Annotated in this window: 28 protein-coding genes, 1 pseudogene and 1 other annotated feature; of the genes and pseudogenes, 28 read left to right on the top strand and 1 reads right to left on the bottom strand. The window is 40.4% G+C overall.

Annotated features, from left to right (window positions below; genetic code table 11):
• Nucleotides 1-386 precede the first annotated feature (386 nt).
• The 15 genes from sigH (at nucleotide 387) to tuf (ending at nucleotide 18,355) form a co-directional block, all read left to right on the top strand.
• Nucleotides 387-1,040: an RNA polymerase sporulation sigma factor SigH gene (gene sigH / locus BN1068_RS23200; protein WP_077605139.1), complete on the top strand. Its 654-nt coding sequence runs from the start codon at nucleotides 387-389 to the stop codon at nucleotides 1,038-1,040.
• Between the two features lie 113 nt (nucleotides 1,041-1,153).
• Nucleotides 1,154-1,303 carry a 50S ribosomal protein L33 gene (gene rpmG / locus BN1068_RS23195; RefSeq protein WP_077605138.1) on the top strand — a complete coding sequence of 50 codons (150 nt, stop codon included), beginning with the start codon at nucleotides 1,154-1,156 and terminating at the stop codon, nucleotides 1,301-1,303.
• Nucleotides 1,304-1,351: 48 nt separating this feature from the next.
• Complete coding sequence (secE, locus tag BN1068_RS23190) at nucleotides 1,352-1,525, top strand: preprotein translocase subunit SecE (protein WP_077605137.1); 174 nt, start codon at nucleotides 1,352-1,354, stop codon at nucleotides 1,523-1,525.
• Nucleotides 1,526-1,666: 141 nt separating this feature from the next.
• Nucleotides 1,667-2,203 carry a transcription termination/antitermination protein NusG gene (nusG, locus tag BN1068_RS23185; RefSeq protein ID WP_077605136.1) on the top strand — a complete coding sequence of 179 codons (537 nt, stop codon included), beginning with the start codon at nucleotides 1,667-1,669 and terminating at the stop codon, nucleotides 2,201-2,203.
• 238 nt (nucleotides 2,204-2,441) lie between these two features.
• Nucleotides 2,442-2,867, top strand: a complete 426-nt coding sequence (gene rplK / locus BN1068_RS23180) for a 50S ribosomal protein L11 (RefSeq protein WP_139344913.1) — start codon at nucleotides 2,442-2,444, stop codon at nucleotides 2,865-2,867.
• A gap of 181 nt (nucleotides 2,868-3,048) precedes the next feature.
• Entirely contained in the window at nucleotides 3,049-3,741 is a 693-nt protein-coding gene (gene rplA / locus BN1068_RS23175; RefSeq protein WP_077605134.1) for a 50S ribosomal protein L1, read from the top strand.
• A 49-nt stretch (nucleotides 3,742-3,790) separates the two neighbouring features.
• Nucleotides 3,791-3,935: a sequence feature (ribosomal protein L10 leader region), on the top strand.
• Between the two features lie 51 nt (nucleotides 3,936-3,986).
• On the top strand, nucleotides 3,987-4,484 hold the full coding sequence (gene rplJ, locus BN1068_RS23170; RefSeq protein WP_077605133.1) for a 50S ribosomal protein L10: 498 nt from the start codon (nucleotides 3,987-3,989) through the stop codon (nucleotides 4,482-4,484).
• A 257-nt stretch (nucleotides 4,485-4,741) separates the two neighbouring features.
• Nucleotides 4,742-5,104: a 50S ribosomal protein L7/L12 gene (gene rplL / locus BN1068_RS23165; protein WP_077605132.1), complete on the top strand. Its 363-nt coding sequence runs from the start codon at nucleotides 4,742-4,744 to the stop codon at nucleotides 5,102-5,104.
• Nucleotides 5,105-5,274: 170 nt separating this feature from the next.
• The gene (locus BN1068_RS23160; protein WP_077605131.1) at nucleotides 5,275-5,880 is read left to right on the top strand and encodes a class I SAM-dependent methyltransferase; all 606 of its coding nucleotides are present in this window, start codon (nucleotides 5,275-5,277) and stop codon (nucleotides 5,878-5,880) included.
• 409 nt (nucleotides 5,881-6,289) lie between these two features.
• On the top strand, nucleotides 6,290-9,835 hold the full coding sequence (rpoB, locus tag BN1068_RS23155) for a DNA-directed RNA polymerase subunit beta (protein WP_077605130.1): 3,546 nt from the start codon (nucleotides 6,290-6,292) through the stop codon (nucleotides 9,833-9,835).
• A 212-nt stretch (nucleotides 9,836-10,047) separates the two neighbouring features.
• Entirely contained in the window at nucleotides 10,048-13,662 is a 3,615-nt protein-coding gene (gene rpoC, locus BN1068_RS23150; protein ID WP_077605129.1) for a DNA-directed RNA polymerase subunit beta', read from the top strand.
• A 352-nt stretch (nucleotides 13,663-14,014) separates the two neighbouring features.
• The gene (rpsL, locus tag BN1068_RS23145; protein WP_077605128.1) at nucleotides 14,015-14,428 is read left to right on the top strand and encodes a 30S ribosomal protein S12; all 414 of its coding nucleotides are present in this window, start codon (nucleotides 14,015-14,017) and stop codon (nucleotides 14,426-14,428) included.
• Between the two features lie 36 nt (nucleotides 14,429-14,464).
• The gene (gene rpsG, locus BN1068_RS23140; RefSeq protein ID WP_077605127.1) at nucleotides 14,465-14,935 is read left to right on the top strand and encodes a 30S ribosomal protein S7; all 471 of its coding nucleotides are present in this window, start codon (nucleotides 14,465-14,467) and stop codon (nucleotides 14,933-14,935) included.
• A gap of 43 nt (nucleotides 14,936-14,978) precedes the next feature.
• Nucleotides 14,979-17,057, top strand: coding sequence for an elongation factor G (gene fusA / locus BN1068_RS23135; RefSeq protein WP_077605126.1), 2,079 nt, complete (start codon nucleotides 14,979-14,981; stop codon nucleotides 17,055-17,057).
• Nucleotides 17,058-17,164: 107 nt separating this feature from the next.
• On the top strand, nucleotides 17,165-18,355 hold the full coding sequence (tuf, locus tag BN1068_RS23130) for an elongation factor Tu (RefSeq protein ID WP_077605125.1): 1,191 nt from the start codon (nucleotides 17,165-17,167) through the stop codon (nucleotides 18,353-18,355).
• 90 nt (nucleotides 18,356-18,445) lie between these two features.
• Here tuf and glpX read toward each other — a convergent pair whose 3' ends face one another.
• Nucleotides 18,446-19,390 carry a class II fructose-bisphosphatase gene (gene glpX, locus BN1068_RS23125; protein ID WP_077605124.1) on the bottom strand — a complete coding sequence of 315 codons (945 nt, stop codon included), beginning with the start codon at nucleotides 19,388-19,390 and terminating at the stop codon, nucleotides 18,446-18,448.
• Nucleotides 19,391-19,730: 340 nt separating this feature from the next.
• Here glpX and BN1068_RS23495 point away from each other — a divergent pair.
• From BN1068_RS23495 to rplN, 13 genes and pseudogenes are all read left to right on the top strand, one after another.
• Nucleotides 19,731-19,982, top strand: a pseudogene (locus BN1068_RS23495) (TIGR00366 family protein); the annotation flags it as partial.
• 283 nt (nucleotides 19,983-20,265) lie between these two features.
• The gene (gene rpsJ / locus BN1068_RS23115) at nucleotides 20,266-20,574 is read left to right on the top strand and encodes a 30S ribosomal protein S10 (protein ID WP_077605122.1); all 309 of its coding nucleotides are present in this window, start codon (nucleotides 20,266-20,268) and stop codon (nucleotides 20,572-20,574) included.
• A gap of 28 nt (nucleotides 20,575-20,602) precedes the next feature.
• A complete protein-coding gene (rplC, locus tag BN1068_RS23110) occupies nucleotides 20,603-21,232 on the top strand; it encodes a 50S ribosomal protein L3 (protein ID WP_077605121.1) in 630 nt (209 codons plus the stop codon).
• 26 nt (nucleotides 21,233-21,258) lie between these two features.
• Nucleotides 21,259-21,882, top strand: coding sequence for a 50S ribosomal protein L4 (rplD, locus tag BN1068_RS23105; RefSeq protein WP_077605120.1), 624 nt, complete (start codon nucleotides 21,259-21,261; stop codon nucleotides 21,880-21,882).
• Nucleotides 21,882-22,169 (top strand): 50S ribosomal protein L23, encoded by a 288-nt coding sequence (gene rplW, locus BN1068_RS23100; protein ID WP_077605119.1) that lies wholly within the window; start codon nucleotides 21,882-21,884, stop codon nucleotides 22,167-22,169. Before rplD ends, rplW begins: the two co-directional genes overlap by 1 nt.
• Nucleotides 22,170-22,212: 43 nt before the next feature.
• The gene (gene rplB / locus BN1068_RS23095; protein ID WP_077605118.1) at nucleotides 22,213-23,043 is read left to right on the top strand and encodes a 50S ribosomal protein L2; all 831 of its coding nucleotides are present in this window, start codon (nucleotides 22,213-22,215) and stop codon (nucleotides 23,041-23,043) included.
• Between the two features lie 57 nt (nucleotides 23,044-23,100).
• Nucleotides 23,101-23,379, top strand: coding sequence for a 30S ribosomal protein S19 (gene rpsS, locus BN1068_RS23090; protein WP_077605117.1), 279 nt, complete (start codon nucleotides 23,101-23,103; stop codon nucleotides 23,377-23,379).
• 18 nt (nucleotides 23,380-23,397) lie between these two features.
• The gene (gene rplV, locus BN1068_RS23085; protein WP_077605116.1) at nucleotides 23,398-23,739 is read left to right on the top strand and encodes a 50S ribosomal protein L22; all 342 of its coding nucleotides are present in this window, start codon (nucleotides 23,398-23,400) and stop codon (nucleotides 23,737-23,739) included.
• Between the two features lie 3 nt (nucleotides 23,740-23,742).
• Nucleotides 23,743-24,384 carry a 30S ribosomal protein S3 gene (gene rpsC / locus BN1068_RS23080; RefSeq protein ID WP_077605115.1) on the top strand — a complete coding sequence of 214 codons (642 nt, stop codon included), beginning with the start codon at nucleotides 23,743-23,745 and terminating at the stop codon, nucleotides 24,382-24,384.
• 18 nt (nucleotides 24,385-24,402) lie between these two features.
• Nucleotides 24,403-24,837, top strand: a complete 435-nt coding sequence (rplP, locus tag BN1068_RS23075) for a 50S ribosomal protein L16 (RefSeq protein WP_042530797.1) — start codon at nucleotides 24,403-24,405, stop codon at nucleotides 24,835-24,837.
• Nucleotides 24,827-25,027 (top strand): 50S ribosomal protein L29, encoded by a 201-nt coding sequence (gene rpmC, locus BN1068_RS23070; protein ID WP_077605114.1) that lies wholly within the window; start codon nucleotides 24,827-24,829, stop codon nucleotides 25,025-25,027. Before rplP ends, rpmC begins: the two co-directional genes overlap by 11 nt.
• A 26-nt stretch (nucleotides 25,028-25,053) precedes the next feature.
• Nucleotides 25,054-25,317 carry a 30S ribosomal protein S17 gene (gene rpsQ, locus BN1068_RS23065; protein WP_077605113.1) on the top strand — a complete coding sequence of 88 codons (264 nt, stop codon included), beginning with the start codon at nucleotides 25,054-25,056 and terminating at the stop codon, nucleotides 25,315-25,317.
• Nucleotides 25,318-25,359: 42 nt separating this feature from the next.
• On the top strand, nucleotides 25,360-25,728 hold the full coding sequence (gene rplN / locus BN1068_RS23060) for a 50S ribosomal protein L14 (RefSeq protein ID WP_077605112.1): 369 nt from the start codon (nucleotides 25,360-25,362) through the stop codon (nucleotides 25,726-25,728).
• Nucleotides 25,729-25,758 lie beyond the last annotated feature (30 nt).

Here is a 25,758-nt window from a genome sequence, read left to right as displayed (position 1 = left end):
GAGCAATAACCTTTTTGCAGTCAAAGGTATGGCTGTCCGGGACAGGACGGTTAAAATGAGAAGCTTTTTTCACTTGGTATTTTCTTCATAAGGTTCGACAGATATTCGACAGTTTTCAGCTAAAGACAAATGGCAGACCTTCATAATGGAAATGACGAAAAATATTTTTTTGAAATAAATAATTACAGCTCCAAAAGCCTTTAGGTAAAGCGATTAGCGCGTTTTATTCTATTTGTTATTTAGGTAAAAAGACTTGTTTCTTTCCACGGAAACGACAAATTACGACTACTTCTGTCATAAAAGGGCCGTTGACGATATTTCTGATCGTCTAGTATAATAGTGCCTATCGTGGATATATTTGGAGATATCGATTTAGGAGGGGATTATTGGTGAACGGCGGGCAAATCAATACACGCAGCAAGAAATTGGACAAGCTAGAAGATATTCATTTGCTGGAATTAATCCATCAAGGTGACAGCTATGCGTTAGACCTCCTGATACATCGGTATTTAAACTTTGTAAGGTTAAAAGCAAGGACCTATTTTTTGGTTGGTGCTGATAAAGAAGATATTATTCAAGAAGGAATGATTGGATTATACAAGGCTATTCGTGATTTTAACATGGATCAGCCGACTCCTTTTAAAGCATTCGCAGAATTATGTGTAACAAGGCAAATCATCACCGCGATTAAAACAGCGACCAGACAAAAGCATGTACCCTTAAATTCTTATGTTTCTCTTGATAAGCCAATTTATGAGGAGGAATCCGACCGGACATTGCTTGATATAATCAGCAGTACGGAGGATAGTGACCCGGAGGAGATGCTGATTAACCGGGAAGAGTATGGGGCGATGGAATTCAAATTATCAGAATTGTTGAGCGGCTTGGAAAGACAAGTGCTCCAGCTGTACTTGGACGGCTGCACCTATCAGGAAATTGCGAAACAGTTAAATCGTCATGTGAAATCAATTGATAACGCTTTAGTCCGGGTGAAGCGGAAGCTGGAGATACTGCTTGAGGAAAACGGGGTTACTATTTAAAAGACGATTTTCTGAAAGAACAAAGTATGAAAAAACAAGAGATAGCATTGACATAATGATAGTGAAGTGCTATGTTAATATAGTCTATATCCCTATGTATTGGGGTGGAATATATGAATAAAAAGATAGTCTTATCATGTGCAGTATGTTCTAGCAGGAACTATTCAACGAACAAAAACGCAGCCAATCAATCGCAAAGATTAGAAGTGAAAAAGTTCTGTAAACATTGCAAAACACATACCCTGCATCGTGAGACAAAGTAGATATAGATTGATGGATAGATTCGCGTAAGTTCGGGGGGATATCAGTAGATGTTTAAGTTCTTAAAGAATGTTTCAAGAGAAATGAAGAAAGTAAGCTGGCCAAAAGGAAAAGAACTGAGAAACTATACCTTTGTGGTAATCTCTACAGTCATTTTCATGGCGGTATTCTTTTTCGTAGTTGATTTAGGCATATCTCAACTTTTAGATGCATTTTTTGAATAATTCCGTTATAATGTAGGTATAATGAACAGAAGATAAAAGTCTACGAAAACCCGATTTATGCGGGTTTTTTAAATTGGATAAAAAGAAGAATACATTGATTCGTGAAGAGGAGGGGACAGGACAGTTTATTGTCCGATACAAATGGAGAAGAATTGGTACGTGGTTCATACTTATTCCGGTTATGAGAATAAAGTGAAGATGAATCTTGAAAAAAGAGTAGAGTCTATGGGAATGGAAGATAAGATTTTCCGTGTAATTGTTCCAGAAGATGAGGAAGCAGAAATTAAAAATGGTAAAAAGAAAATGGTAAAGAAAAAATCTTTCCCGGGCTATGTTTTAACAGAAATGATTATGACGGACGATTCATGGTATGTAGTTCGTAATACTCCCGGAGTTACAGGATTTGTCGGCTCCAGTGGACATGGCGCAAAACCAACACCTTTATTGCCCGATGAAGTAGATGTTGTGCTGAAAAGAATGGGCGTCAGTGAACCTGCTCTTCAAATCGATTTTGAAGTCAAAGAAAGTGTCCGTGTAACAGATGGACCATTTACAAACTTCACAGGAACCATTGAACAAATTGATGCGGATAAACAAAAGCTGAAAGTACATGTTAATATGTTCGGAAGAGAAACACCGGTTGAACTGGACTTTTCTCAAGTAGACAAGCTTTCGTAGGTTTTCCTGCAACATAAAAAAATGAGCTATCTTATTAAATGAGAACGGATTGCTGAAATAGCAATTCGTTCCGGGTGAAAGCTTTTTCATGAATCGAGGCTTGCTTTTTTCCTGGATTCATGCTAAGATTTTTTTGTTATTCTTGTTTTCAACTAAAAGGAGAACAAGAAATGAGTGGGAGGGTAAATAAAATTAGAGACCCTATTACCACATCACGGACTTTAAGGAGGTGTGTCTCGTGGCTAAAAAAGTAATCAAATTAGTAAAATTGCAAATTCCTGCGGGAAAAGCGAATCCAGCACCACCAGTTGGGCCGGCGCTAGGTCAAGCAGGTGTTAACATTATGGGATTCTGTAAAGAATTTAACGCTCGAACACAAGAACAGGCAGGTTTAATCATCCCTGTTGAAATCACAGTATTCGAGGATCGCTCATTTACATTTGTTACAAAGACTCCACCGGCAGCAGTGCTACTTAAAAAAGCAGCTGGAATCGAGTCTGGTTCAGGTGAACCTAATAAAACAAAAGTCGCTACTGTAAAACGCGACAAAGTAAAAGAAATCGCTGAAACAAAAATGCCGGATTTAAATGCAGCAGATGTTGATGCGGCAATGCGCATGGTTGAAGGTACTGCGCGCAGTATGGGAATCACAATCGAAGACTGATTCGATATTCCGTAATCAGGCTTTCTGAACACGCACTTCAAGAAGGGTTGCGGCTGTTTTCACCCGCAGCCTTATTCGTGAGAATGCTGTACGGAAGATGATTTGTGTACTGGACAAGAGTATTTGCTCTCGTCCCGTGGGAGGTACAACCGTTATAACCACAAAAGAGGAGGATATTAATATGGCTAAATATGGTAAGAAACATCAAGAAGCTCTAAAGCTGATTGATCGTACAAAAGCATATGAAATTAAAGAAGCTGTAGAGCTTGCAAAAAAGACTGCAAAAGCAAACTTTGATGAAACAGTAGAAGCTGCTTTTCGTCTTGGTGTAGACCCTAAGAAAGCAGATCAACAAATCCGCGGAGCAATGGTTTTACCGCATGGTACTGGTAAAACTCAGCGCGTTCTTGTATTTGCTAAAGGTGATAAAGCAAAAGAAGCAGAAGCTGCTGGTGCAGATTATGTTGGAGAAGAAGATTACATCAACAAAATCAACCAAGGCTGGTTTGATTTCGACGTAATCGTTGCTACTCCGGACATGATGGCTCAAGTAGGTAAATTAGGTCGTGTTTTAGGACCAAAAGGCTTAATGCCAAACCCTAAAACAGGAACAGTAACTTTCGAAGTAGAAAAAGCTGTTCAAGACATTAAAGCTGGTAAAGTAGAATATCGTGTTGATAAATCTTCTAATATTCATGTTCCAATCGGAAAAGTTTCTTTCGATGAAGCAAAATTAGTAGAAAACTTTACAGCACTTACTGATCAACTTGTAAAAGTTAAACCTCAGTCTTCTAAAGGTACTTACCTTAAAAATGCTTCCATTGCATCTACAATGGGACCAGGAATCAAAGTTGACGTTTCAAACTTCCGTTAATTAGTAGTTGACTTTTAAGCCAACGTTCGATATACTAATTTTCGGTTTAATAAAATCGAATGTTATACCGTAGACAGCAGGGGCTCTGCATGAGCTTAATTTTCCTGCCGAGGTGTTTATTTATAGAAAGGCAAACCGTTTTGCCGATCTAAGGTAAGCTCTCATGTCTGCATGAGAGCTTTTTTTATAGAAAAGCACGTTCGAACGGTGTAATAATAGCGACGGTTATTATAGGAGGTGGAAAGATGTCAGAGATTATTGAACAAAAGAAACAATTAGTAGAAGAAATTGCAGATAAGTTTCGTAATAGCCAAACTGCAGTAGTAGTTGACTATCGTGGACTTAACGTTTCAGAGGTTACTGCATTACGTAAAGAGCTTCGCGAAGCAGGTGTTGAATTCAAAGTATACAAAAATACAATGGTTCGCCGTGCTGTAGAAGCTGTTGAGCTAAATGAGCTTAGTGACGTATTAACTGGACCTAACGCTATTGCATTTAGTGAGGATGTTGTTGCTCCGGCAAGAATTTTGAACAACTTCAGTAAGGATCATGAAGCTTTAGAAATTAAAGGCGGAATTATTGAAGGAAATGTTGCTTCACTAGATCAAATTAAAGAGCTTGCAGACCTGCCAAACTACGAAGGTATGGTATCTATGCTGCTTAGCGTACTTCAAGCTCCAATCCGTAATCTTGCTTATGCTACAAAAGCTGTTGCAGAGCAAAAAGAAGAACAAGGTGCGTAATACACCAAACGGTTTAATAACGAAAAGCGCAGAGTGCCCGTTTAAAAACGTAGAGATTGGAGCGGTGTACCTGAGATAAAGGAATCACGGTGAGGTAACGAACCGATGATGACTTATCGTAGGGGGCGACGTGAAATCTCCTAGTTTTTGGCGCTCGGAGCTGGATAGCTATATTTCAAGCGTAAGAGTAAAATTGTGATAAAACCACATGCTTGCTCACAAATAAAAAACAAACTTATATCAGGAGGAATTTAATCATGACAAACGAAGAAATGATTAGTGCAATTAAAGAAATGACTGTACTTGAATTAAACGATTTAGTAAAAGCAATCGAAGAAGAGTTCGGCGTAACTGCTGCTGCTCCAGTTGCTGCTGCAGGTGCTGCAGGCGGTGCTGCTGAAGAAGAAAAAACTGAATTTGACGTTGTTCTTACTGGAGCTGGAGCTTCTAAGATCAAAGTTGTTAAAGCAGTTCGCGAAATCACTGGCCTTGGCTTAAAAGATGCTAAAGACTTAGTAGATAACGCTCCTAAAGCAATTAAAGAAGCTGTATCTAAAGAAGAAGCTGAAGAAGTTAAAGGTAAACTTGAAGAAGCTGGTGCTTCTGTAGAAGTTAAATAATTTAACGAATATAAGAAAAAGAGCTCGTCGTATTTTAGACGGGCTCTTTTATCACGAATTCATAAAAGGTCACCTTTGTCACTAGAAAAAGTTCAAGTTTATATACGAGAATGATTTTTAGTTGAACAGGTGGCCTTTTTTTAACCAATATAAAGTGGGTGCTGATCCATATGACAGAGCATTACTATTCAAAGCAGCCTCAGGCGAAGTCATCTCCTCAAAGCTGGTCTTTTGATTTGCGGGGGAGGACGTTTCAATTTACGAGTGATATTGGTGTGTTCTCGAAAAGTGAAGTGGATTTTGGCTCGAGAGTGCTTATTGAGGCTTTTCATGAGCCTGAGATTAATGGACCGATATTAGATGTTGGATGCGGTTATGGACCAATTGGGTTGTCTTTAGCTTCCGATTTTTCGGAAAGGCATATTTTTATGGTTGATGTGAATGAGCGGGCTGTTGAACTGGCCGGTAAAAATGCAGAAATCAATAAAATTACGAATACAACTATTCTTCAAAGTGATCTATATGAGCAGTTGAATGAAAAATCTTTTGCTTCTATTGTTACAAACCCGCCGATACGAGCTGGCAAACGAGTAGTGCATGCTATATTTGAAGAAGCTTACAACCATTTAGCAGATCATGGAGATTTATGGGTAGTTATTCAGAAAAAGCAGGGAGCGCCATCTGCAAAAGATAAGATGGAAGAGATTTTTGGTAATGTGGAAGTAGTTACAAAGAAAAAAGGTTATTTTATATTGCGAGCAAAAAGGTTTGACTAATGGTTGGGGTTATGCTAAGATTGGAAGATGCTAAGATGAGGATACGTTTGCCTAGGAGGTTTTTATTAGGTGAATGTATAAAATCTTTATAAATGGGAAAGGCTTGTAGAATCGGGAAAATCAAGATTCGACAAATTGCTTTTCTATAGTTTATCAAAATTCTTTCATCTGCACAATCTAAAATCACAATATCCTTAAAACAGTTGTTTTTTCAACAGGTGAAAATAAAGTTTAATCCGAAGAAAGATAAGCTGTAGAACAGGAAAGTGATACATGGTGTGAATGATAGGATAATGAGTTTATAGTTTTATTTTTTAAAGAACAGATGATTTATTCAGACGTTCTTTTAAATATGAGTTACATTTTGTAGAAACAACTACCAAAATGGATGATTTAAGGGGTGAAGCAGTTGACAGGTCAACTAGTTCAGTATGGACGGCACCGCCAACGCAGGAGCTATGCACGTATTAACGAAGTGTTAGAATTACCTAACCTAATCGAGATCCAAACCGCTTCTTATGAATGGTTCTTAGAAGAAGGTTTGAGAGAGATGTTCCAGGATATCTCTCCAATTGAAGACTTTACAGGAAATCTATCACTTGAGTTTGTGGATTATAGTTTGGGTGATCCGAAATATCCTGTAGACGAAGCAAAGGAAAGAGACGTGACATACAATGCTCCCCTTCGCGTGAAGGTTCGTTTAATTAATAATGAAACCGGAGAAGTAAAGGAACAGGAAGTGTTTATGGGAGACTTCCCGTTAATGACAGATACGGGAACATTTATTATCAATGGAGCGGAGCGTGTTATTGTATCACAGCTTGTACGTTCCCCAAGTGTTTATTATAACGAAAAAATTGATAAAAATGGTAAACGTGGTATTACAACAACAGTCATTCCGAACCGTGGAGCATGGTTAGAATTTGAAACAGACGCAAAAGATGTTGCTTATGTCCGTATTGACCGTACTCGTAAATTACCAATTACAGTTCTATTAAGAGCTTTAGGATTTGGAACAGATCAAGAGATTGTTGATTTGTTAGGCGAGAATGAATATTTACGAAATACGTTAGAAAAAGATAATACAGAGAACGCTGAAAAAGCTCTTTTAGAAATCTATGAGCGTTTACGTCCTGGTGAACCGCCAACAGTAGATAATGCGAAGAGTCTATTAGTATCTCGTTTCTTTGACCCAAAACGCTATGATTTAGCACATGTGGGCCGTTATAAAATGAATAAAAAGCTCCATATTAAAAATCGTTTATTCAATCAGGTGCTTGCTGAGCCGGTTGTGGATCCAGAGACTGGTGAAGTTATTGCGAATCAGGGCGATCGTCTGGAAAGAAAATTATTAGATAAGATTCTTCCTTATCTTGAGCGTCGGGAAGATCGTTTTGGAGATAAAACTATTACACCGCATGATGGTGTTCTGGAAGAAGAAATCACAATACAATCAGTGAAGATTCTTGATCCTACAGATCCAAATGGAGAACGTGAACTGACTGTAATCGGAAATGGGGAAGTAACGAAAGAAATAAAAAATATCACACCAGCTGATATTCTGGCTTCTATCAGTTATTTTTTCAACCTGCTTCATCAAGTAGGAGATACAGATGATATTGACCATCTGGGTAACCGTCGTCTGCGTTCAGTCGGGGAATTATTGCAAAATCAATTCCGTATCGGGTTATCCCGTATGGAACGTGTTGTTCGTGAAAGAATGTCTATTCAGGATACTTCGAGCGTAACACCGCAGCAGTTGATTAATATTCGTCCGGTTATTGCATCGATAAAAGAATTCTTTGGCAGCTCACAGTTGTCACAGTTTATGGATCAGACAAATCCGTTAGGTGAACTGACGCATAAACGTCGTCTGTCAGCACTGGGACCTGGTGGTTTGACACGTGAACGTGCAGGGTTTGAAGTGCGTGACGTTCACTACTCTCACTACGGCCGTATGTGTCCGATTGAGACACCGGAGGGACCAAACATCGGTTTGATTAACTCTCTGTCCAGTTATGCACGAGTGAATAAGTTTGGATTTATTGAATCACCATATCGTCGTGTTGATCCTGAAACCGGGAAAGTAACGAGCACAATTGATTATCTTACAGCTGATGAACAAGATAATTATATCGTTGCACAGGCAAACTCACCGTTAGATGATGATAACTTCTTTGTAAACGAAGAAGTAACTGCCCGTTTCCGTGAAGATAATATTATCGTATCCCGCGATAAAATTGATTATATGGACGTATCGCCGAAACAGGTTGTGTCCGCTGCGACTGCATGTATTCCGTTCTTGGAAAATGATGACTCCAACCGCGCATTAATGGGAGCTAACATGCAGCGTCAGGCAGTTCCATTGATGAATCCAAAGGCACCAATCGTTGGTACGGGTATGGAATACGTGAACGGTAAAGACTCTGGTGCTGCTGTTATCTGTCGTCATGACGGAGTTGTGGAACGTGTTGAAGCAAGTACAGTTATTGTTCGCCGCATTTCCAATGTAGATGGCAAAGAAGTAGAAGGCGACGCAGATCGTTACGGATTACAAAAATATAAACGTTCCAACCAGGGTACTTGTTATAATCAACGTCCTATCGTTGCTGAAGGAGACCGTGTAACAAAAGGTGAGGTTCTTGCTGATGGTCCTTCTATGGAAGACGGAGAATTAGCACTGGGTCAAAACGTTCTTGTAGGCTTCATGACTTGGGAAGGTTATAACTACGAGGATGCCATCATTATGAGTGAACGACTTGTAAAAGATGATGTATATACCTCTATTCATATTGAAGAATTTGAATCAGAATCTCGTGATACAAAACTTGGACCAGAAGAAATCACAAGAGATATTCCTAACGTCGGGGAAGATGCACTTAAAAACCTTGATGAACATGGAATTATCCGTGTCGGTGCAGAAGTAACTGACAGTGATATTCTTGTAGGGAAAGTAACACCTAAAGGAATGACGGAGCTTTCAGCAGAAGAACGCTTATTACATGCGATTTTCGGTGAGAAAGCACGTGAAGTAAGAGATACATCCTTACGCGTTCCTCATGGCGGCGGCGGAATCGTCCTGGATGTAAAAATCTTCAATCGTGAAGATGGCGATGAGTTACCACCAGGTGTGAATCAGCTTGTTCGTGTATATATCGTTCAAAAACGTAAAATTCACGAAGGAGATAAAATGGCAGGCCGTCACGGTAATAAAGGGGTTATCTCCAAAATTTTACCGGAAGAGGATATGCCGTTCCTGCCAGATGGTACACCGATCGATATTATGTTGAACCCTTTGGGGGTACCATCACGTATGAACATCGGACAGGTGTTTGAGCTGCATTTGGGAATGGCTGCCAGACAGCTTGGATTACATGTAGCAAGTCCGGTATTTGATGGTGCAACAGAGGAAGATGTTTGGGAAACACTTGAAGAAGCAGGCATGCCAAGAGATGCGAAGACGGTTCTTTATGATGGCCGTTCAGGAGAAGCTTTTGACAACCGTATATCTGTAGGGGTCATGTATATGATTAAACTTGCGCATATGGTTGATGATAAACTGCATGCTCGTTCAACAGGACCATACTCTCTCGTAACACAGCAGCCGCTTGGTGGTAAAGCACAATTCGGTGGACAACGTTTTGGGGAGATGGAAGTTTGGGCATTAGAAGCTTATGGTGCCGCATATACACTTCAAGAGATCTTGACTGTTAAATCGGATGATACAGTTGGTCGTGTGAAGACATATGAAGCCATTGTAAAAGGTGATAATGCACCAGAACCGGGCGTTCCTGAATCGTTTAAGGTATTAATCAAAGAGCTTCAAAGTCTTGGTATGGATGTTAAGATGCTCTCTAGTACAGAAGATGAAATTGATATGCGTGAACTAGAGGACGATGACAGTCAAACGTCAACGAAGCTTAACATTGAAGTGGAAGAACCGTTAAATCAATAAAATTTGTGCAGCAATGGTTCAAACTTCTCATGTGATGTGGTGACTTCTATGTTGCCCACACGATGTGGGTAACGTAGAAGTTCCTTTTTCTTTTGAATCATTCTGCGCTTTCTATAAAATTTCGTTTAAAGAAATCCCAGACTTTCGCCAAGACATGACGATAAGCCAGGTTTTCTCAAACTTTCTTAACTTGTAAAAGGGAGGATTGCCCCTTGTTGGATGTAAATAATTTTGAGTACATGAAAATAGGGCTCGCTTCACCAGAAAAGATTCGTTCTTGGTCTTATGGTGAAGTGAAAAAACCAGAAACAATTAACTATCGTACTTTAAAGCCGGAAAAAGACGGTTTGTTCTGTGAGCGTATCTTTGGACCGACAAAAGATTGGGAATGTCACTGTGGTAAGTACAAACGTGTCCGTTACAAAGGCGTTGTATGTGACCGTTGTGGCGTAGAGGTGACAAAAGCTAAAGTGCGCCGTGAGCGTATGGGGCATATTGAACTTGCTGCTCCTGTATCCCACATTTGGTATTTCAAAGGAATTCCAAGCCGTATGGGATTAGTATTAGATATGTCTCCTCGTGCATTAGAGGAAGTAATCTATTTTGCAGCATATATCGTAACGGATCCGGGAAGCACACCTCTTGAAAAGAAACAGCTGCTTTCTGAGAAAGAGTTCCGTTCTTATTATGATAAATACGGCAATAACTTCAAAGCTCAAATGGGAGCAGAAGCTATCCGTAAATTATTGCAGGATCTTGATTTGGAAAAAGAAGTTGATGCACTGCGTGAAGAGCTTAAAACAGCTCACGGTCAGCGCCGTACCCGTGCAATTAAACGGCTGGAAGTAATGGAAGCATTCCGTAACTCTGGAAATGATGCAAGCTGGATGATTTTAGATGTTCTTCCGGTTATCCCTCCAGAAATTCGTCCAATGGTTCAATTAGACGGCGGACGTTTTGCTACTTCTGATTTAAATGATCTTTACCGTCGTGTCATCAACCGTAACAACCGCTTAAAACGCCTGCTTGATTTAGGCGCTCCAAGCATTATTGTTCAAAATGAAAAGCGTATGCTTCAAGAAGCTGTCGATGCTTTAATCGATAATGGCCGTCGCGGCCGTCCAGTTACAGGTCCGGGAAATCGCCCGTTAAAATCTCTTTCTCATATGTTGAAAGGGAAGCAAGGCCGTTTCCGTCAAAATCTGTTAGGTAAACGTGTGGACTACTCTGGCCGTTCTGTTATCGTTGTGGGACCTCATTTAAAAATGTATCAATGCGGTCTGCCTCGAGAAATGGCGTTAGAGCTGTTCAAACCATTTATTATGAAAGAACTGGTAACCAGAGGTCTTGCGCACAACATTAAATCAGCAAAAAGAAAAATTGAAAGAGTGCACCCTGATGTATGGGATGTTTTAGAAGATGTTATTAAAGAACATCCGGTACTGCTTAACCGTGCACCAACCCTTCACAGATTGGGTATCCAGGCATTCGAACCTACGCTGGTTGATGGCCGTGCAATCCGTCTGCATCCGCTTGTATGTACTGCATATAACGCTGACTTTGACGGAGACCAAATGGCTGTGCACGTTCCGCTTGGAGCAGAAGCACAGGCAGAAGCCAGAATCTTAATGCTGGCGGCTCAGAACATCCTTAATCCTAAGGATGGAAAGCCGGTTGTTACACCATCTCAGGATATGGTACTTGGAAACTATTACCTTACATTAGAGCGTGAAGACTCCATTGGAGAAGGTTCTTATTTTAAAGACACAAATGAAGCATTAATTGCTTATCAAACTGGATATGCTCATCTGCATACACGTATTGCAGTGCAGGCCTCCAGCTTAAATAATAAAACATTTACAGAAAAACAAAATAGCCAGCTATTATTGACAACTGTTGGTAAGCTGATCTTTAATGAAATTCTTCCGGATTCCTTCCCGTATATGAATGAACCTACAAGGGTGAATTTAGAAGAGAAAACACCGGAAATCTATTTTGTTGATCCCGGAACAGATATTAAAGAAGAAATTAAAAACCGTGAAGTGGTTAAACCGTTTAAGAAAGGCTTCTTAGGTGATATCATCGCTGAGGTCTTCAAGCGTTTCAAAATCACAGAAACCTCTAAGATGCTTGACCGGATGAAAGATTTAGGATTCAGTTATTCTACAAAAGCCGGTATGACAGTTGGTATTTCCGATATCGTTGTACTTCCGGAAAAACAAGGAATCTTAGATGAGGCTCAATCTAAAGTAGATAAAGTATTAAAACAATTCCGCCGTGGTCTGATTACAGAGGAAGAGCGTTATGATCGTGTAATTGCTATCTGGTCAGAGGCGAAAGATGTTATTCAGGATCGTTTGATGGGATCATTGAGTAACCGAAATCCAATCTATATGATGAGTGATTCCGGTGCCCGTGGTAACGCATCAAACTTCACACAGCTTGCTGGTATGCGTGGTCTGATGGCCGATCCGTCCGGTAAAATCATTGAAATTCCAATCAAATCAAGTTTCCGTGAGGGATTAACCGTAATGGAATACTTTATTTCTACCCACGGTGCCCGTAAAGGACTTGCCGATACAGCACTGAAAACAGCCGATTCAGGTTATTTGACCCGTCGTCTTGTAGATGTTGCACAGGATGTTATCATTCGTGAAGCAGATTGTGGAACGGACCGCGGATTGAAAGTTGCTGCACTCGTAGATGGATCAGAAGTGATTGAACCATTGTTAGATCGTTTGATCGGCAGAACAGCGTTCGAAAATGTGAAGCATCCTGAAACTGGTGAATTCATTGTGAAGAAAAATGAACTCATCCATGAGGATCAGGCAAAAACGATTGTTGAAGCTGGTATTGAAGAGGTAACAATCCGTACTGCCTTCACTTGTAATACGAAGCATGGCGTATGTCAGAAATGTTATGGCCGTAACTTAGCTACTGGATCAGATGTTGAGGTTGGCGAAGCTGTTGGAATTATTGCAGCACAGTCCATCGGTGAACCGGGTACACAGTTAACCATGCGTACCTTCCATACAGGCGGGGTTGCCGGAGATGATATTACACAAGGTTTACCTCGTATCCAGGAGCTGTTTGAAGCCCGTAATCCAAAAGGGCAGGCAGTCATTACTGAAATTGCCGGTACTGTTCTTGAAATGAAGGAAGTTAAAGATAAACAGGAAATTGTAATTCAGGGTAATGTCGAGCAACGCAGCTATGCTGTTCCTTATAACGCCCGTTTGAAAGTTCAAGAAGGAGATCAGGTGGAAACTGGGCAAGAGCTCACAGAGGGTTCTGTTGATCCAAAAGAACTTCTTCGCGTGAAAGGTGTAGAAGGCGTTCAAGATTACTTGCTGAAAGAAGTACAGCGTGTATATCGTATGCAAGGGGTAGAAATTGGAGATAAACACGTCGAAGTAATGGTCCGCCAAATGCTTCGTAAGATCCGTGTTGTATCTTCTGGAGATACAGATGTATTGCCAGGCTCTCTGCTTGAATTACATCAATTCAAAGATGCAAACCACAAAGTATTCAAGGAAGGCGCAGATCCTGCTACAGGCCGCCCGGTATTACTTGGTATTACAAAAGCATCTCTTGAAACGGACTCCTTCCTGTCAGCTGCGTCCTTCCAGGAAACTACACGTGTCCTGACAGATGCTGCTATTAAAGGAAAACGTGATGAATTACTTGGGCTGAAAGAGAATGTTATTATTGGTAAACTTGTTCCGGCTGGTACAGGAATGCCGCAATATCGGACTTTAGAAGCTGAGCTTGATGTGCCGGAATCGGATGAAGAAACAACAGATGAAGAAAGCACACAAAGAGTATAAAATGAAATGTTGTTCAGGAAGGGGGTAAACCCCTTCCTGTAATCACATTGTAAGTTATTTTTAGGAGCGCCGAAAAAATACCAAGAATATATTGACAAACAATATATGGGGTGGTATTATATTCAAGGTGCTTCTGATTATGCTTGCAAAAGTAATTTTCGGAGCAAACCATAATCGGAACTTCGGTTTACTTTAAACGATAATAACAAAGACAATCTGAGTATAGGTTAATTATTTTTCGCAAAAATTGTGAGAGATTTTTTTATCACTAAAAATGAACCACCTGGATGTGTGGTATTACAAAAGGTTGTTACTTTGATTACTAAATTGAAATTGAGAGGAGGAAGATTCAATGCCAACAATTAATCAGCTAGTTCGTAAAGGCCGTGTGACAAAGACAAAAAAATCTGACTCACCTGCACTTAATAAAGGCTACAACAGCTTTAAAAAGAAAATGACTGATCAGAGCTCTCCACAAAAACGTGGTGTATGTACTCGTGTAGGTACATTAACTCCTAAGAAACCAAACTCTGCACTTCGTAAATATGCGCGTGTACGTTTGTCTAACAACATGGAGGTAACTGCATACATTCCTGGGATTGGTCACAACCTGCAAGAGCACAGTGTTGTTCTTATCCGTGGCGGTCGTGTAAAAGACTTACCGGGGGTACGTTATCATATCGTACGTGGAGCACTTGATACTGCTGGAGTAGAAGGCCGTATGCAAGGACGCTCTAAATATGGAACGAAAAGACCTAAAAAATAAGTAATTTAAATAATATAAGGGAAAGGAGGATGTACAATGCCTCGTAAAGGTCCAGTACCAAAGCGTGATGTATTACCAGATCCGCTTTATAACTCAAAATTAGTTACACGCCTCATCAACCAGATTATGGTAGACGGGAAGCGTGGAAAAGCACAAAAAATCCTTTATAATGCGTTTGAATTAGTTGCTGAAAGAAGCGGCCAAAACGCAATGGAAGTTTTTGAGCAAGCAATGAAAAATGTTATGCCAGTACTTGAAGTACGTGCCCGCCGTGTTGGTGGTTCAAACTATCAAGTACCAGTGGAGGTTCGTCCGGAACGTCGTCAAGCTTTAGGATTACGTTATATTGTTAACTACTCCCGTCTACGCGGAGAAAAAACAATGGAAGAACGTCTTGCTAATGAAATTCTTGATGCTTCTAATAATACAGGAGCTGCTGTTAAGAAAAGAGAAGATATGCATAAAATGGCAGAAGCAAACAAAGCATTCGCTCACTACCGTTGGTAATCTAAATTAAAGCATTCGCTTGCTATAGGAAGGAGAAGAATACATGGCTAGAGAGTTCTCCTTGGAAAAGACACGTAATATCGGTATTATGGCGCATATTGATGCGGGTAAAACCACTACTACTGAGCGTATTCTTTTCTATACAGGACGTATTCATAAAATTGGTGAAACACATGAAGGTGCATCTCAAATGGACTGGATGGAGCAGGAGCAGGAGCGTGGAATTACAATTACTTCCGCTGCAACAACTGCTGCTTGGAAGGATCACCGTATTAATATCATTGACACACCTGGACACGTAGACTTCACAGTTGAAGTTGAACGTTCTCTTCGTGTACTGGATGGTGCGGTAACAGTTCTAGATGCGCAATCTGGTGTTGAACCACAAACGGAAACAGTATGGCGTCAAGCGACAACATACGGTGTTCCACGTATTGTGTTCATTAATAAAATGGACAAAACAGGTGCAGATTTCTTGTATTCAACAAATACATTAAAAGAGCGCCTTGGTGCAAATGCACATCCGATCCAAATGCCTATTGGCGCTGAGGATGAATTTAGTGGAATTATTGACTTAGTTAAGATGGAAGCACATATCTATCTTGATGATTTAGGTCAAACTGATGAGACTACTGAAATCCCTGCTGAGTTAAAAGACGAAGCTGAAGAGCTGCGTGCTAACTTGGTAGAAGCAGTTGCTGAAACAGATGAAGATCTGATGATGAAGTATCTTGAAGGAGAAGAAATCTCTAATGAGGAACTTGCAAATGCAATTCGTCAGGCAACATTAAATGTAGATTTCTATCCGGTACTTTGCGGATCAGCATTTAAAAACAAAGGCGTTCAGTTAATGCTGGATGCGGTACTTGCTTATCTTCCTGCTCCAACAGATGTACCTCCAATCGAAGGTATTATTCCTGGAACAGAAGAAAAAGTAACTCGTCCATCAACAGACGATGCACCGTTCTCTGCATTAGCGTTTAAAGTTATGACGGACCCTTATGTTGGTAAATTAACATTCTTCCGTGTGTACTCAGGTACACTTAACTCAGGTTCTTACGTAAAAAACTCTGTAAAAGATAAACGTGAGCGTATTGGACGTATCCTGCAAATGCATGCAAACTCCCGTGAAGAGATTTCTGTTGCTTACGCAGGTGAAATTGCTGCTGCAGTAGGTTTGAAGGATACAACAACAGGCGATACACTATGTGACGAAAAGGATCTAGTTATTCTTGAGTCCATGGAATTCCCTGAGCCGGTTATCTCGGTTGCTATTGAACCAGAAACAAAAGCAGACCAGGATAAAATGGGTATTGCTCTATCTAAACTTGCGGAAGAAGATCCAACTTTCCGTACAGAAACAAATACAGAAACTGGGCAAACTATCATCTCTGGTATGGGTGAGCTTCACCTTGATATCATTGTTGACCGTTTAAAACGTGAATTTAAAGTTGGCGCAACTGTTGGTGCTCCACAGGTTTCTTACAGAGAAACTTTCCGTGCTGCTGCTGAAGTAGAAGGTAAATTCGTACGTCAGTCCGGTGGACGTGGACAATTCGGTCACGTTTGGGTTAAATTTGAGCCAAACGAAGAAGGCGCCGGATTTGAATTTGTTAACAATATTGTTGGTGGTGTGGTTCCTCGTGAATACATCCCGGCTGTTCAACAAGGTATCGAAGAATCCATGGAAAATGGTGTTCTTGCTGGATATCCGTTAATCGATGTGAAAGCTACATTATATGATGGAAGCTATCACGATGTCGATTCCAACGAAATGGCGTTTAAAGTAGCTGCTTCTATGGCACTTAAAGCTGCTAAAAATAAATGTAACCCAGTTCTGCTTGAACCAATGATGAGAGTAGAAATTGTTGTCCCAGAAGAATATATGGGAGACATCATGGGCGATGTAACTTCTCGTCGTGGACGCGTAGAAGGTATGGAAGCACGCGGAACTGCTCAGGTAGTTAAAGCGTTCGTACCACTTGCAGAAATGTTCGGTTATGCAACAGCATTACGTTCAAACACGCAAGGTCGCGGAGTGTACACAATGCACTTTGACCACTATGAAGAAACACCTAAAAGCATTACAGAAGAAATTATCAAGAAAAATGCAGGTCAATAATTGATTTTTTCTTCAATCTGACGTATAACATTTAGTAAAGGCCGGGAAATTCCAACCGACTTTCCCGGATAATAAAAATTGCTATATATTTAAAGGAGGAACTATAAATGGCTAAAGAAAAATTCGACCGCTCGAAAAGTCACGTAAACATTGGAACAATTGGTCACGTTGACCATGGTAAAACAACTTTAACTGCTGCAATCACTACAGTAATGGCAAAAAGAAATGGTGATGGCACTGCAATGGCTTATGACCAAATTGATGGTGCTCCAGAAGAGAAAGAACGCGGAATTACAATCGCAACTTCTCACGTAGAGTACGAAACTGAAACTCGTCACTATGCACACGTTGACTGCCCAGGTCACGCTGACTATGTTAAAAACATGATCACTGGTGCTGCACAAATGGACGGAGCTATCCTTGTAGTATCTGCTGCAGATGGCCCAATGCCACAAACTCGTGAGCATATCCTATTATCTCGTAACGTTGGGGTACCTTCTATCGTAGTATTCCTTAACAAAACAGATATGGTAGACGATGAAGAGTTACTTGAATTAGTAGAAATGGAAGTTCGTGATTTACTAAGCGAATATGACTTCCCTGGTGATGATGTACCAGTTATCGCTGGTTCTGCTCTTAAAGCTCTTGAAGGCGTTGAAGAATATGAAGAAAAAGTTGTTGAACTTATGGCTGCAGTTGATGAGTATGTTCCAACTCCAGAACGTGATACTGACAAACCATTCATGATGCCAGTTGAGGATGTATTCTCTATCACTGGTCGTGGTACTGTTGCTACAGGTCGTGTTGAACGCGGACAAGTTCGTGTTGGAGACGAAGTAGAAATCATCGGTCTTAACGAAGAATCTTCTAAAACAACTGTAACTGGAGTAGAAATGTTCCGTAAGCTTCTTGACTATGCAGAAGCTGGTGATAACATTGGTGCATTACTGCGTGGTGTTGCACGTGAAGATATCAACCGTGGTCAAGTACTTGCTAAGCCTGGTACAATCACTCCACATACTAACTTCAAAGCTGAAGTTTATGTATTATCAAAAGACGAAGGTGGACGTCATACTCCATTCTTCACTAACTATCGTCCTCAGTTCTACTTCCGTACTACGGACGTAACTGGCGTAATCAGCCTTCCAGAAGGAACTGAAATGGTAATGCCTGGAGACAACATTGAAATGACTGTAGAACTTATTTCACCAATCGCAATCGAAGACGGAACTCGTTTCTCTATTCGTGAAGGTGGACGTACAGTTGGATCTGGCGTTGTATCTACTATCGAAAAATAATAAATGCTTGAATGAAAAAGACAGCGTGACGACGCTGTCTTTTTTTGTATATTATAATGTCTTACTATTCATTTCAATGAAGTTTAAAAATCAGACAGGGGACTTAGAATGCTCTGTTGCTACATGACGATAGCATTTATTTAAACCATCTAAAACAATGGAATGTGTTGTAAAGACATTTTGATTATTTTCTATTCCTTGCAGCAGCATATTGCTGGTAATACTTGTAGCGATAAAAGCACATTCATCTGTACCGACTAACTGATTATGAGCAAGTGCTTCTTTAGGGTTTGTAATTCCCATCGATACACAACGCGCCCATTGTTCATCAGTTTTTGGAAGTAATCTTGCCTGCATTTCTCCACCCAAACTTTTCACTCCTACAGCTGCCAGAACCCCTTCTGGAGCACCGCCAATTCCAATGAATAAGTCTATATCACTCCGCTGGATACAGGTTGCTATTGCAGGAATGACATCTCCTTCTTCAAATAGCTCTGTTCTGACACCTAAAGCACGCGCTTCTTCAATCCAATGATTATGTCTTTCTCTATCCTGTACAATCATTTTTAATTCTTCAAGCTTTTTTCCTTTTGCACCTGCAATAATCCGCAGATTCTTCTCGAGTGGATAATCAATATCAATCTTCCCTGCAGCTTCCGGACCGGTTACAAACTTCTCCATATACATATCGGGAGCATGCAACAATGTTCCTTTCTTAGCGGCAGCAATTACTGCGATAGCATTATTCTTTCCTTTAGAAGTAGAGGTAGTCCCATCAATTGGATCAACTGCTAAATCGATACCTGCACCATTCCCGGTTCCAACTTTTTCGCCGATAAATAACATTGGGGCTTCGTCCATTTCTCCTTCACCAATAACTACTTCGCCATCCATAGGGATTTTATTTAATAAAGTACGCATAGAATCTGTAGCTGCCTGATCAGCTTCTATTTTATTTCCTGTCCCTATCCACGGGTATGTCGCAAGTGCTGCTGACTCCGTAACGTGCAGAAAATCTTGGATGAACTGATTCATAACTACCATCTCCTTTAGAGTTTTCATTTTGTGAAAAAGAAATATCTAACTTTAATAGTAATATAATTATCGTTTTATATCAATATCTTTTATTTGTTTTTGTTTATTATTTTTATCTTTTGTTTTAAAAGATAAAATAGATGATTAGAGTATGCTAAATCTGGATCGGCGCTTAATTCCAGTTACGTATTTTGATACGAATGCGATGGCAGCAATTAACATACCTATTAGGACCGCAAATAAAAAAGCGCAGACATTTTCATCAGATTATCGGATACTAATTGCCAATGCGCATAGTGGAATGGTCATCGGGCATGGTGGTTTTTCCGGCTCCAATACCATTGTTAATGCTTTAGTGTCTTCTAGAGGCGGTCAATGGGCTGTGCAGGGACCGATTATGATTCAGACTGCACTGGACAATTGGCGCAGATACAGCTAAAACAGCAATGGCAGTTGCCCGGGGTGATTCCTGAACCAATATGATTCAGCCATTCTGGGCTTTTGTGTCATGGTTTTACTATTTAGTTTTATTCCAATCGCAATCGGGTTTCTACTATATTATTGGCGGGTGATTGGAGAATCTCCGAAATAAAAAGGGAGTGGAAATACATCTATTATAAAAGGAAGAAAAAAACTTTTAAATTTTGCTTGCAATCGTACAGGGAACTATGTATAATATAAAAATGTGCAAACTTATAGATGCTTAATTACAAGCTTGCTATGACCAAACAATTCTAGTATAATGTAATAGTTGGTCAATTAATGCGATGATGCGGAAGGTTGTTGGCACACCCGGCCCCTTTGTCATGGCGAGGTGCTAAGGAAATTTTCGCGGAGAATGTCTATAATGATATAGGCGAGAAGGAGGGAAAATGATGGCAAAAGAGAAAATCAGAATTCGTTTAAAAGCATACGATCACCGTATTTTAGATCAGTCTGCTGAAAAAATAGTGGCTACTGCAAAACGTTCCGGAGCAAAAGTGTCTGGTCCAATTCCACTGCCGACTGAAAAAGCTATTTACACAGTTCTTCGTGCGGTTCATAAGTACAAAGACTCTCGTGAACAGTTTGAAATGCGTACGCACAAGCGTCTGATCGATATTCTTGAGCCTACACCAAAAACGGTTGATGCGCTGATGCGTTTAGATCTTCCATCTGGTGTAGATATTGAAATCAAATTATAATTCGTTTTAAATACAGGAGGTGTAACGGATGACGAAAGGAATCTTAGGTCGTAAAATCGGCATGACTCAGCTTTTCTCTGAAAATGGAGAACTTGTACCAGTAACAGTCGTTCAAGCTGAGGCAAATGTTGTGTTGCAAAAGAAGACATTAGAAAATGATGGTTATGAAGCGTTGCAAATCGGTTTTGCTGATAAAAAGGAATCACGTACAAACAAAGCGGAAAAAGGTCATGCTGAGAAAGCAGGCACTGCCCCTAAGCGCTACGTTCGTGAAATCCGTGGCGCAGACGTTGAAGGCTATGAAGTTGGCCAGGAAATCAACGTTGATATCTTTGAAGCCGGAGAAAAAATTGATGTGACAGGTACATCGAAAGGTAAAGGATTCCAGGGTGCTATCAAGCGTCACAATCAACAACGCGGACCAATGTCCCACGGTTCTCATTACCATAGAGGCCCTGGTGCAATGGCAGCAATTGATGCAATGCGTGTTTTCAAAGGCAAAAAATTACCAGGTCACATGGGTTCTGAACAAAAAACGATTCAAAACCTTGAAGTGGTTAGTGTAGATGCTGAAAAGAATTTAATTCTAATCAAAGGAAACATTCCTGGTGCAAAAAAATCTTACGTGAAAATTACTAGTGCAGTAAAAGGTAACTAATCACATAAACGAAGGGAGGATATGTCATGCCTAAAGTAGCACTTTTAAAACAGGATGGAAGTAATGTTGGAGAAATCGAATTAAATGACGCTGTTTTTGGTATTGAGCCAAACACACATGTACTTCATGAAGCGGTAGTTATGCAACGTGCATCTTTACGTCAAGGTACACACGCTGTTAAAAACCGTTCTGAAGTTCGTGGTGGAGGCCGCAAACCATGGCGCCAAAAAGGAACTGGCCGTGCACGTCAAGGATCTATCCGTTCACCACAATGGGTTGGCGGTGGAACAGTTTTCGGACCAACTCCGCGTAGCTACAGCTACAAATTACCAAAGAAAGTTCGTCGCTTAGCGTTGAAGTCTGCATTATCTTCTAAAGTGAAAGAAGAAGGCTTGTTTGTTTTAGAAGCTATCACAATTGATGCTCCAAAAACAAAAGAAGTTATTAACATCTTAAACGGATTGAAAGTTGAAGAGAAAGCACTGATCGTTCTTTCAGAGAAAGATGAAACAGTTGCCCGTTCTGCAAACAACTTACAAAACGTGAAGGTATTGACTGTAGAAGAATTGAATGTACTTGACTTGCTTACGCATGACAAGCTGATCATCACTAAAGATGCAGCTGAAAAAGCAGGGGAGGTGCTCGCATAATGAAAGATCTACGCGATGTAATTAAACGCCCTGTCATTACAGAGAATTCTGCTGACTTAATGGCAGAGAAGAAATACACTTTTGAAGTAGCCGTAAAAGCTAACAAAACGCAAATCAAAGATGCTGTAGAAACAATCTTTGGTGTGAAAGTAGAACAAGTAAACACAATGAACCTTAAAGGTAAATTTAAGCGAATGGGCCGTTACGGTGGATATCGCCCTGACCGCAAAAAAGCTATCGTTCAACTGAGCGAGGATAGCAAAGATTTAGATTTCTTTGAGGCTTAATAAAACGAATAAATAAATTTTAGAAGTAGAAGGAGGGACAACGATGGCGATTAAAAAGTATAAACCAACCTCAAATGGTAGACGTAATATGTCTGGTTCAGATTTTGCAGAGATTACTACGAGTACCCCTGAGAAATCCCTTTTAGCTCCATTATCTAAGCGTGGTGGACGTAATAACCAAGGGAAATTAACGGTTCGTCATCACGGCGGCGGTCACAAGCGCCAATATCGTATTATCGATTTCAAACGCGATAAAGACGGTGTGCCAGGACGCGTTGCTACAATTGAATACGATCCTAACCGTTCAGCAAACATTGCATTAATTCACTATGCTGATGGTGAGAAACGTTACATCCTTGCTCCAAAAAATATTAAAGTAGGGCAAGTTATTGAATCTGGTGTAGAGGCAGATATTAAAGTAGGTAACGCATTACCGCTTGGAAGTATCCCGGTAGGTACAGTTATCCATAATATTGAATTGAAACCGGGACGCGGAGGACAATTAGCTCGTTCTGCTGGTGCAGAAGCTCAAATCCTTGGACGCGAAGAAAAGTACACTTTAGTACGTCTTGCTTCTGGAGAAGTTCGTTTAATCTTAACAACTTGCCGTGCTACAATCGGTCAAGTAGGTAACATTGAGCATGAACTTATCCGTGTAGGTAAAGCTGGTCGTTCCCGTTGGAAAGGTATCCGTCCAACAGTTCGCGGTTCTGTAATGAACCCTAATGATCACCCGCATGGTGGTGGTGAAGGACGCGCACCAATCGGACGTAAATCACCAATGTCACCTTGGGGTAAACCAACACTTGGTTACAAAACACGTAAACGTAACAAACCATCTGATAAGTATATCGTTCGTAAACGTAAAAAATAAACGGAAAAACGGGCGGGCTAAAGTACCCGTCTCTAATCCCTGGAAGGAGGCTTATCCATGGGCCGTAGCTTGAAAAAAGGACCTTTTGCAGATGATCATCTATTAAAGAAAATTGAAGTGTTAAACACTGAAGACAAGAAACAGGTAGTAAAAACCTGGTCTCGCCGTTCTACAATTTTCCCGCAATTCGTTGGTCATACAGTTGCAGTATATGATGGACGTAAGCATGTGCCAGTATATATCACTGAAGATATGGTGGGTCATAAATTAGGTGAATTCGCACCAACTCGTACGTATAGAGGACACGCTGGTGACGATAAGAAAACAAAACGCTAATGAGAGGAGGTACTAGGCATGCAAGCTAAAGCCGTTGCGAAATCAGTTCGTATTGCTCCTCGTAAGGTTCGTTTAGTTGTAGATCTAATTCGAGGAAAAGAGGTTGGCGAAGCAATCGCTATTTTAAAATATACACAGCGCGGAGCTTCCCCGGTCGTAGAAAAAGTATTAAACTCTGCAGTTGCTAACGCAGAACATAACTATGAAATGGATGCAGACAACTTAGTAGTATCTGAAGTATTTGTTAACGAAGGCGCTACTTTGAAACGTTTCCGTCCACGTGCACAAGGACGTGCAAGCAAAATCAATAAACGTACTAGCCACATCACAGTTGTGGTAACTGAAAAGAAGGAGGGATAGTCAGTGGGTCAAAAAGTAAATCCAACAGGTCTACGCGTAGGTGTCATTAAAGACTGGGAGTCTAAATGGTACGCTGGTAAAGACTATGCAGACTTATTGCATGAAGATATTAAAATCAGAGAATATCTTGAAGGACGTCTTAAAACGGCTGCTGTTTCTTCTATTGAAATCGAACGTGCAGCAAACCGTGTGAACATTACAATTCATACTGGTAAGCCAGGAATGGTTATTGGTAAAGGCGGATCTGAAGTTGAAGCTTTACGTAAATCTTTGAACAACTTAACTGGCAAACGAGTTCATATCAATATTCTTGAAATCAAAAAAGTTGATATTGATGCAACACTTGTAGCTGATAATATTGCTCGTCAATTAGAAAATCGTATTTCATTCCGTCGTGCTCAAAAGCAAGCTATCCAACGTGCGATGCGTGCTGGAGCAAAAGGAATTAAAACACAAGTATCTGGACGTCTAGGCGGTGCGGATATCGCTCGTGCAGAACATTATAGTGAAGGAACAGTGCCACTTCATACTTTACGTGCTGACATTGACTATGGTACAGCAGAAGCTGATACTACTTATGGTAAATTAGGTGTTAAAGTATGGATCTATCGTGGAGAAGTCCTTCCAACAAAAACCGACAAATAAGGGAGGGGGCTCATTACTATGTTAATGCCTAAACGTGTTAAATATCGTAGACAACATCGTGGTAAAATGAGAGGCCAAGCAAAAGGCGGTACAACTGTTTCTTTCGGAGAATATGGTTTACAAGCACTTGACGCTTCTTGGATTACAAGCCGCCAAATCGAGGCAGCGCGTATTGCAATGACTCGTTACATGAAACGTGGCGGTAAAGTTTGGATCAAAATCTTTCCAGACAAACCTTACACTGCAAAGCCTTTAGAAGTTCGTATGGGTTCCGGTAAAGGTGCTCCAGAAGGATGGGTAGCAGTAGTAAAACCAGGTAAAATTATGTTTGAGATCGCAGGTGTATCTGAAGAGGTAGCTCGTGAAGCACTTCGCCTGGCAGCTCATAAATTACCTATTAAAACGAAATTCGTAAAACGTGAAGAAATTGGTGGTGAAAGCAATGAAGGCTAAAGAAATTAGAGATTTAACCACTGCCGAAATTGAACAAAATGTAAAATCATTAAAAGAAGAGTTATTTAACTTACGTTTTCAATTAGCTACTGGCCAATTGGAAAACACTGCACGTATCCGTGAAGTACGTAAATCAATCGCTCGTCTTAAAACAGTAGTTCGCCAACGCGAACTAAGCGCAAATAACTAAAGATTCCAGAGGGGAGGTTAACCTCAATGTCTGAACGTAATGATCGTAAAGTTTATACTGGTCGTGTTGTATCCGACAAAATGGATAAAACTATTACAGTTTTAGTTGAAACTTACAAGTTCCATAAGCTTTATGGAAAACGTGTTAAGTATTCTAAGAAATTCAAAACGCATGATGAAAACAATGTTGCAAAAACAGGCGACATCGTACGTATCATGGAAACTCGCCCGCTATCAGCTACAAAACGTTTCCGTCTGGTAGAAGTCGTAGAAGAAGCGGTAATTATTTAATAAAGTTCGCTCGGAAGGTATCCGAAGGGAGGTCACAGTGTTATGATTCAACAAGAAACTCGTTTGAAGGTTGCAGATAACTCTGGTGCTCGTGAAGTATTAACCATTAAAGTATTAGGCGGTTCCGGTCGTAAAACTGCCAACATTGGTGATGTAATTGTTTGTACGGTCAAACAAGCAACACCAGGGGGCGTTGTCAAGAAAGGCGACGTTGTAAAAGCAGTAATTGTACGTTCTAAATCTGGCGCTCGTCGTAAAGATGGTTCTTATATCCGTTTTGATGAAAATGCTGCCGTAATTATTCGTGATGATAAAAGTCCAAGAGGAACTCGTATTTTCGGACCTGTTGCACGTGAATTACGTGATGCTCAATTCATGAAAATCGTATCTCTAGCTCCAGAAGTTTTATAATAAGAAATTTCCTCATCAAGGAGGTGCGTA

This window comes from Oceanobacillus sojae, from assembly GCF_900162665.1.
GTDB lineage: Bacteria > Bacillota > Bacilli > Bacillales > Amphibacillaceae > Oceanobacillus > Oceanobacillus sojae_A.
The sequence above is the reverse complement of the archived record's forward strand: the minus strand, read 5'-3'. Positions and strand labels throughout refer to the sequence as shown.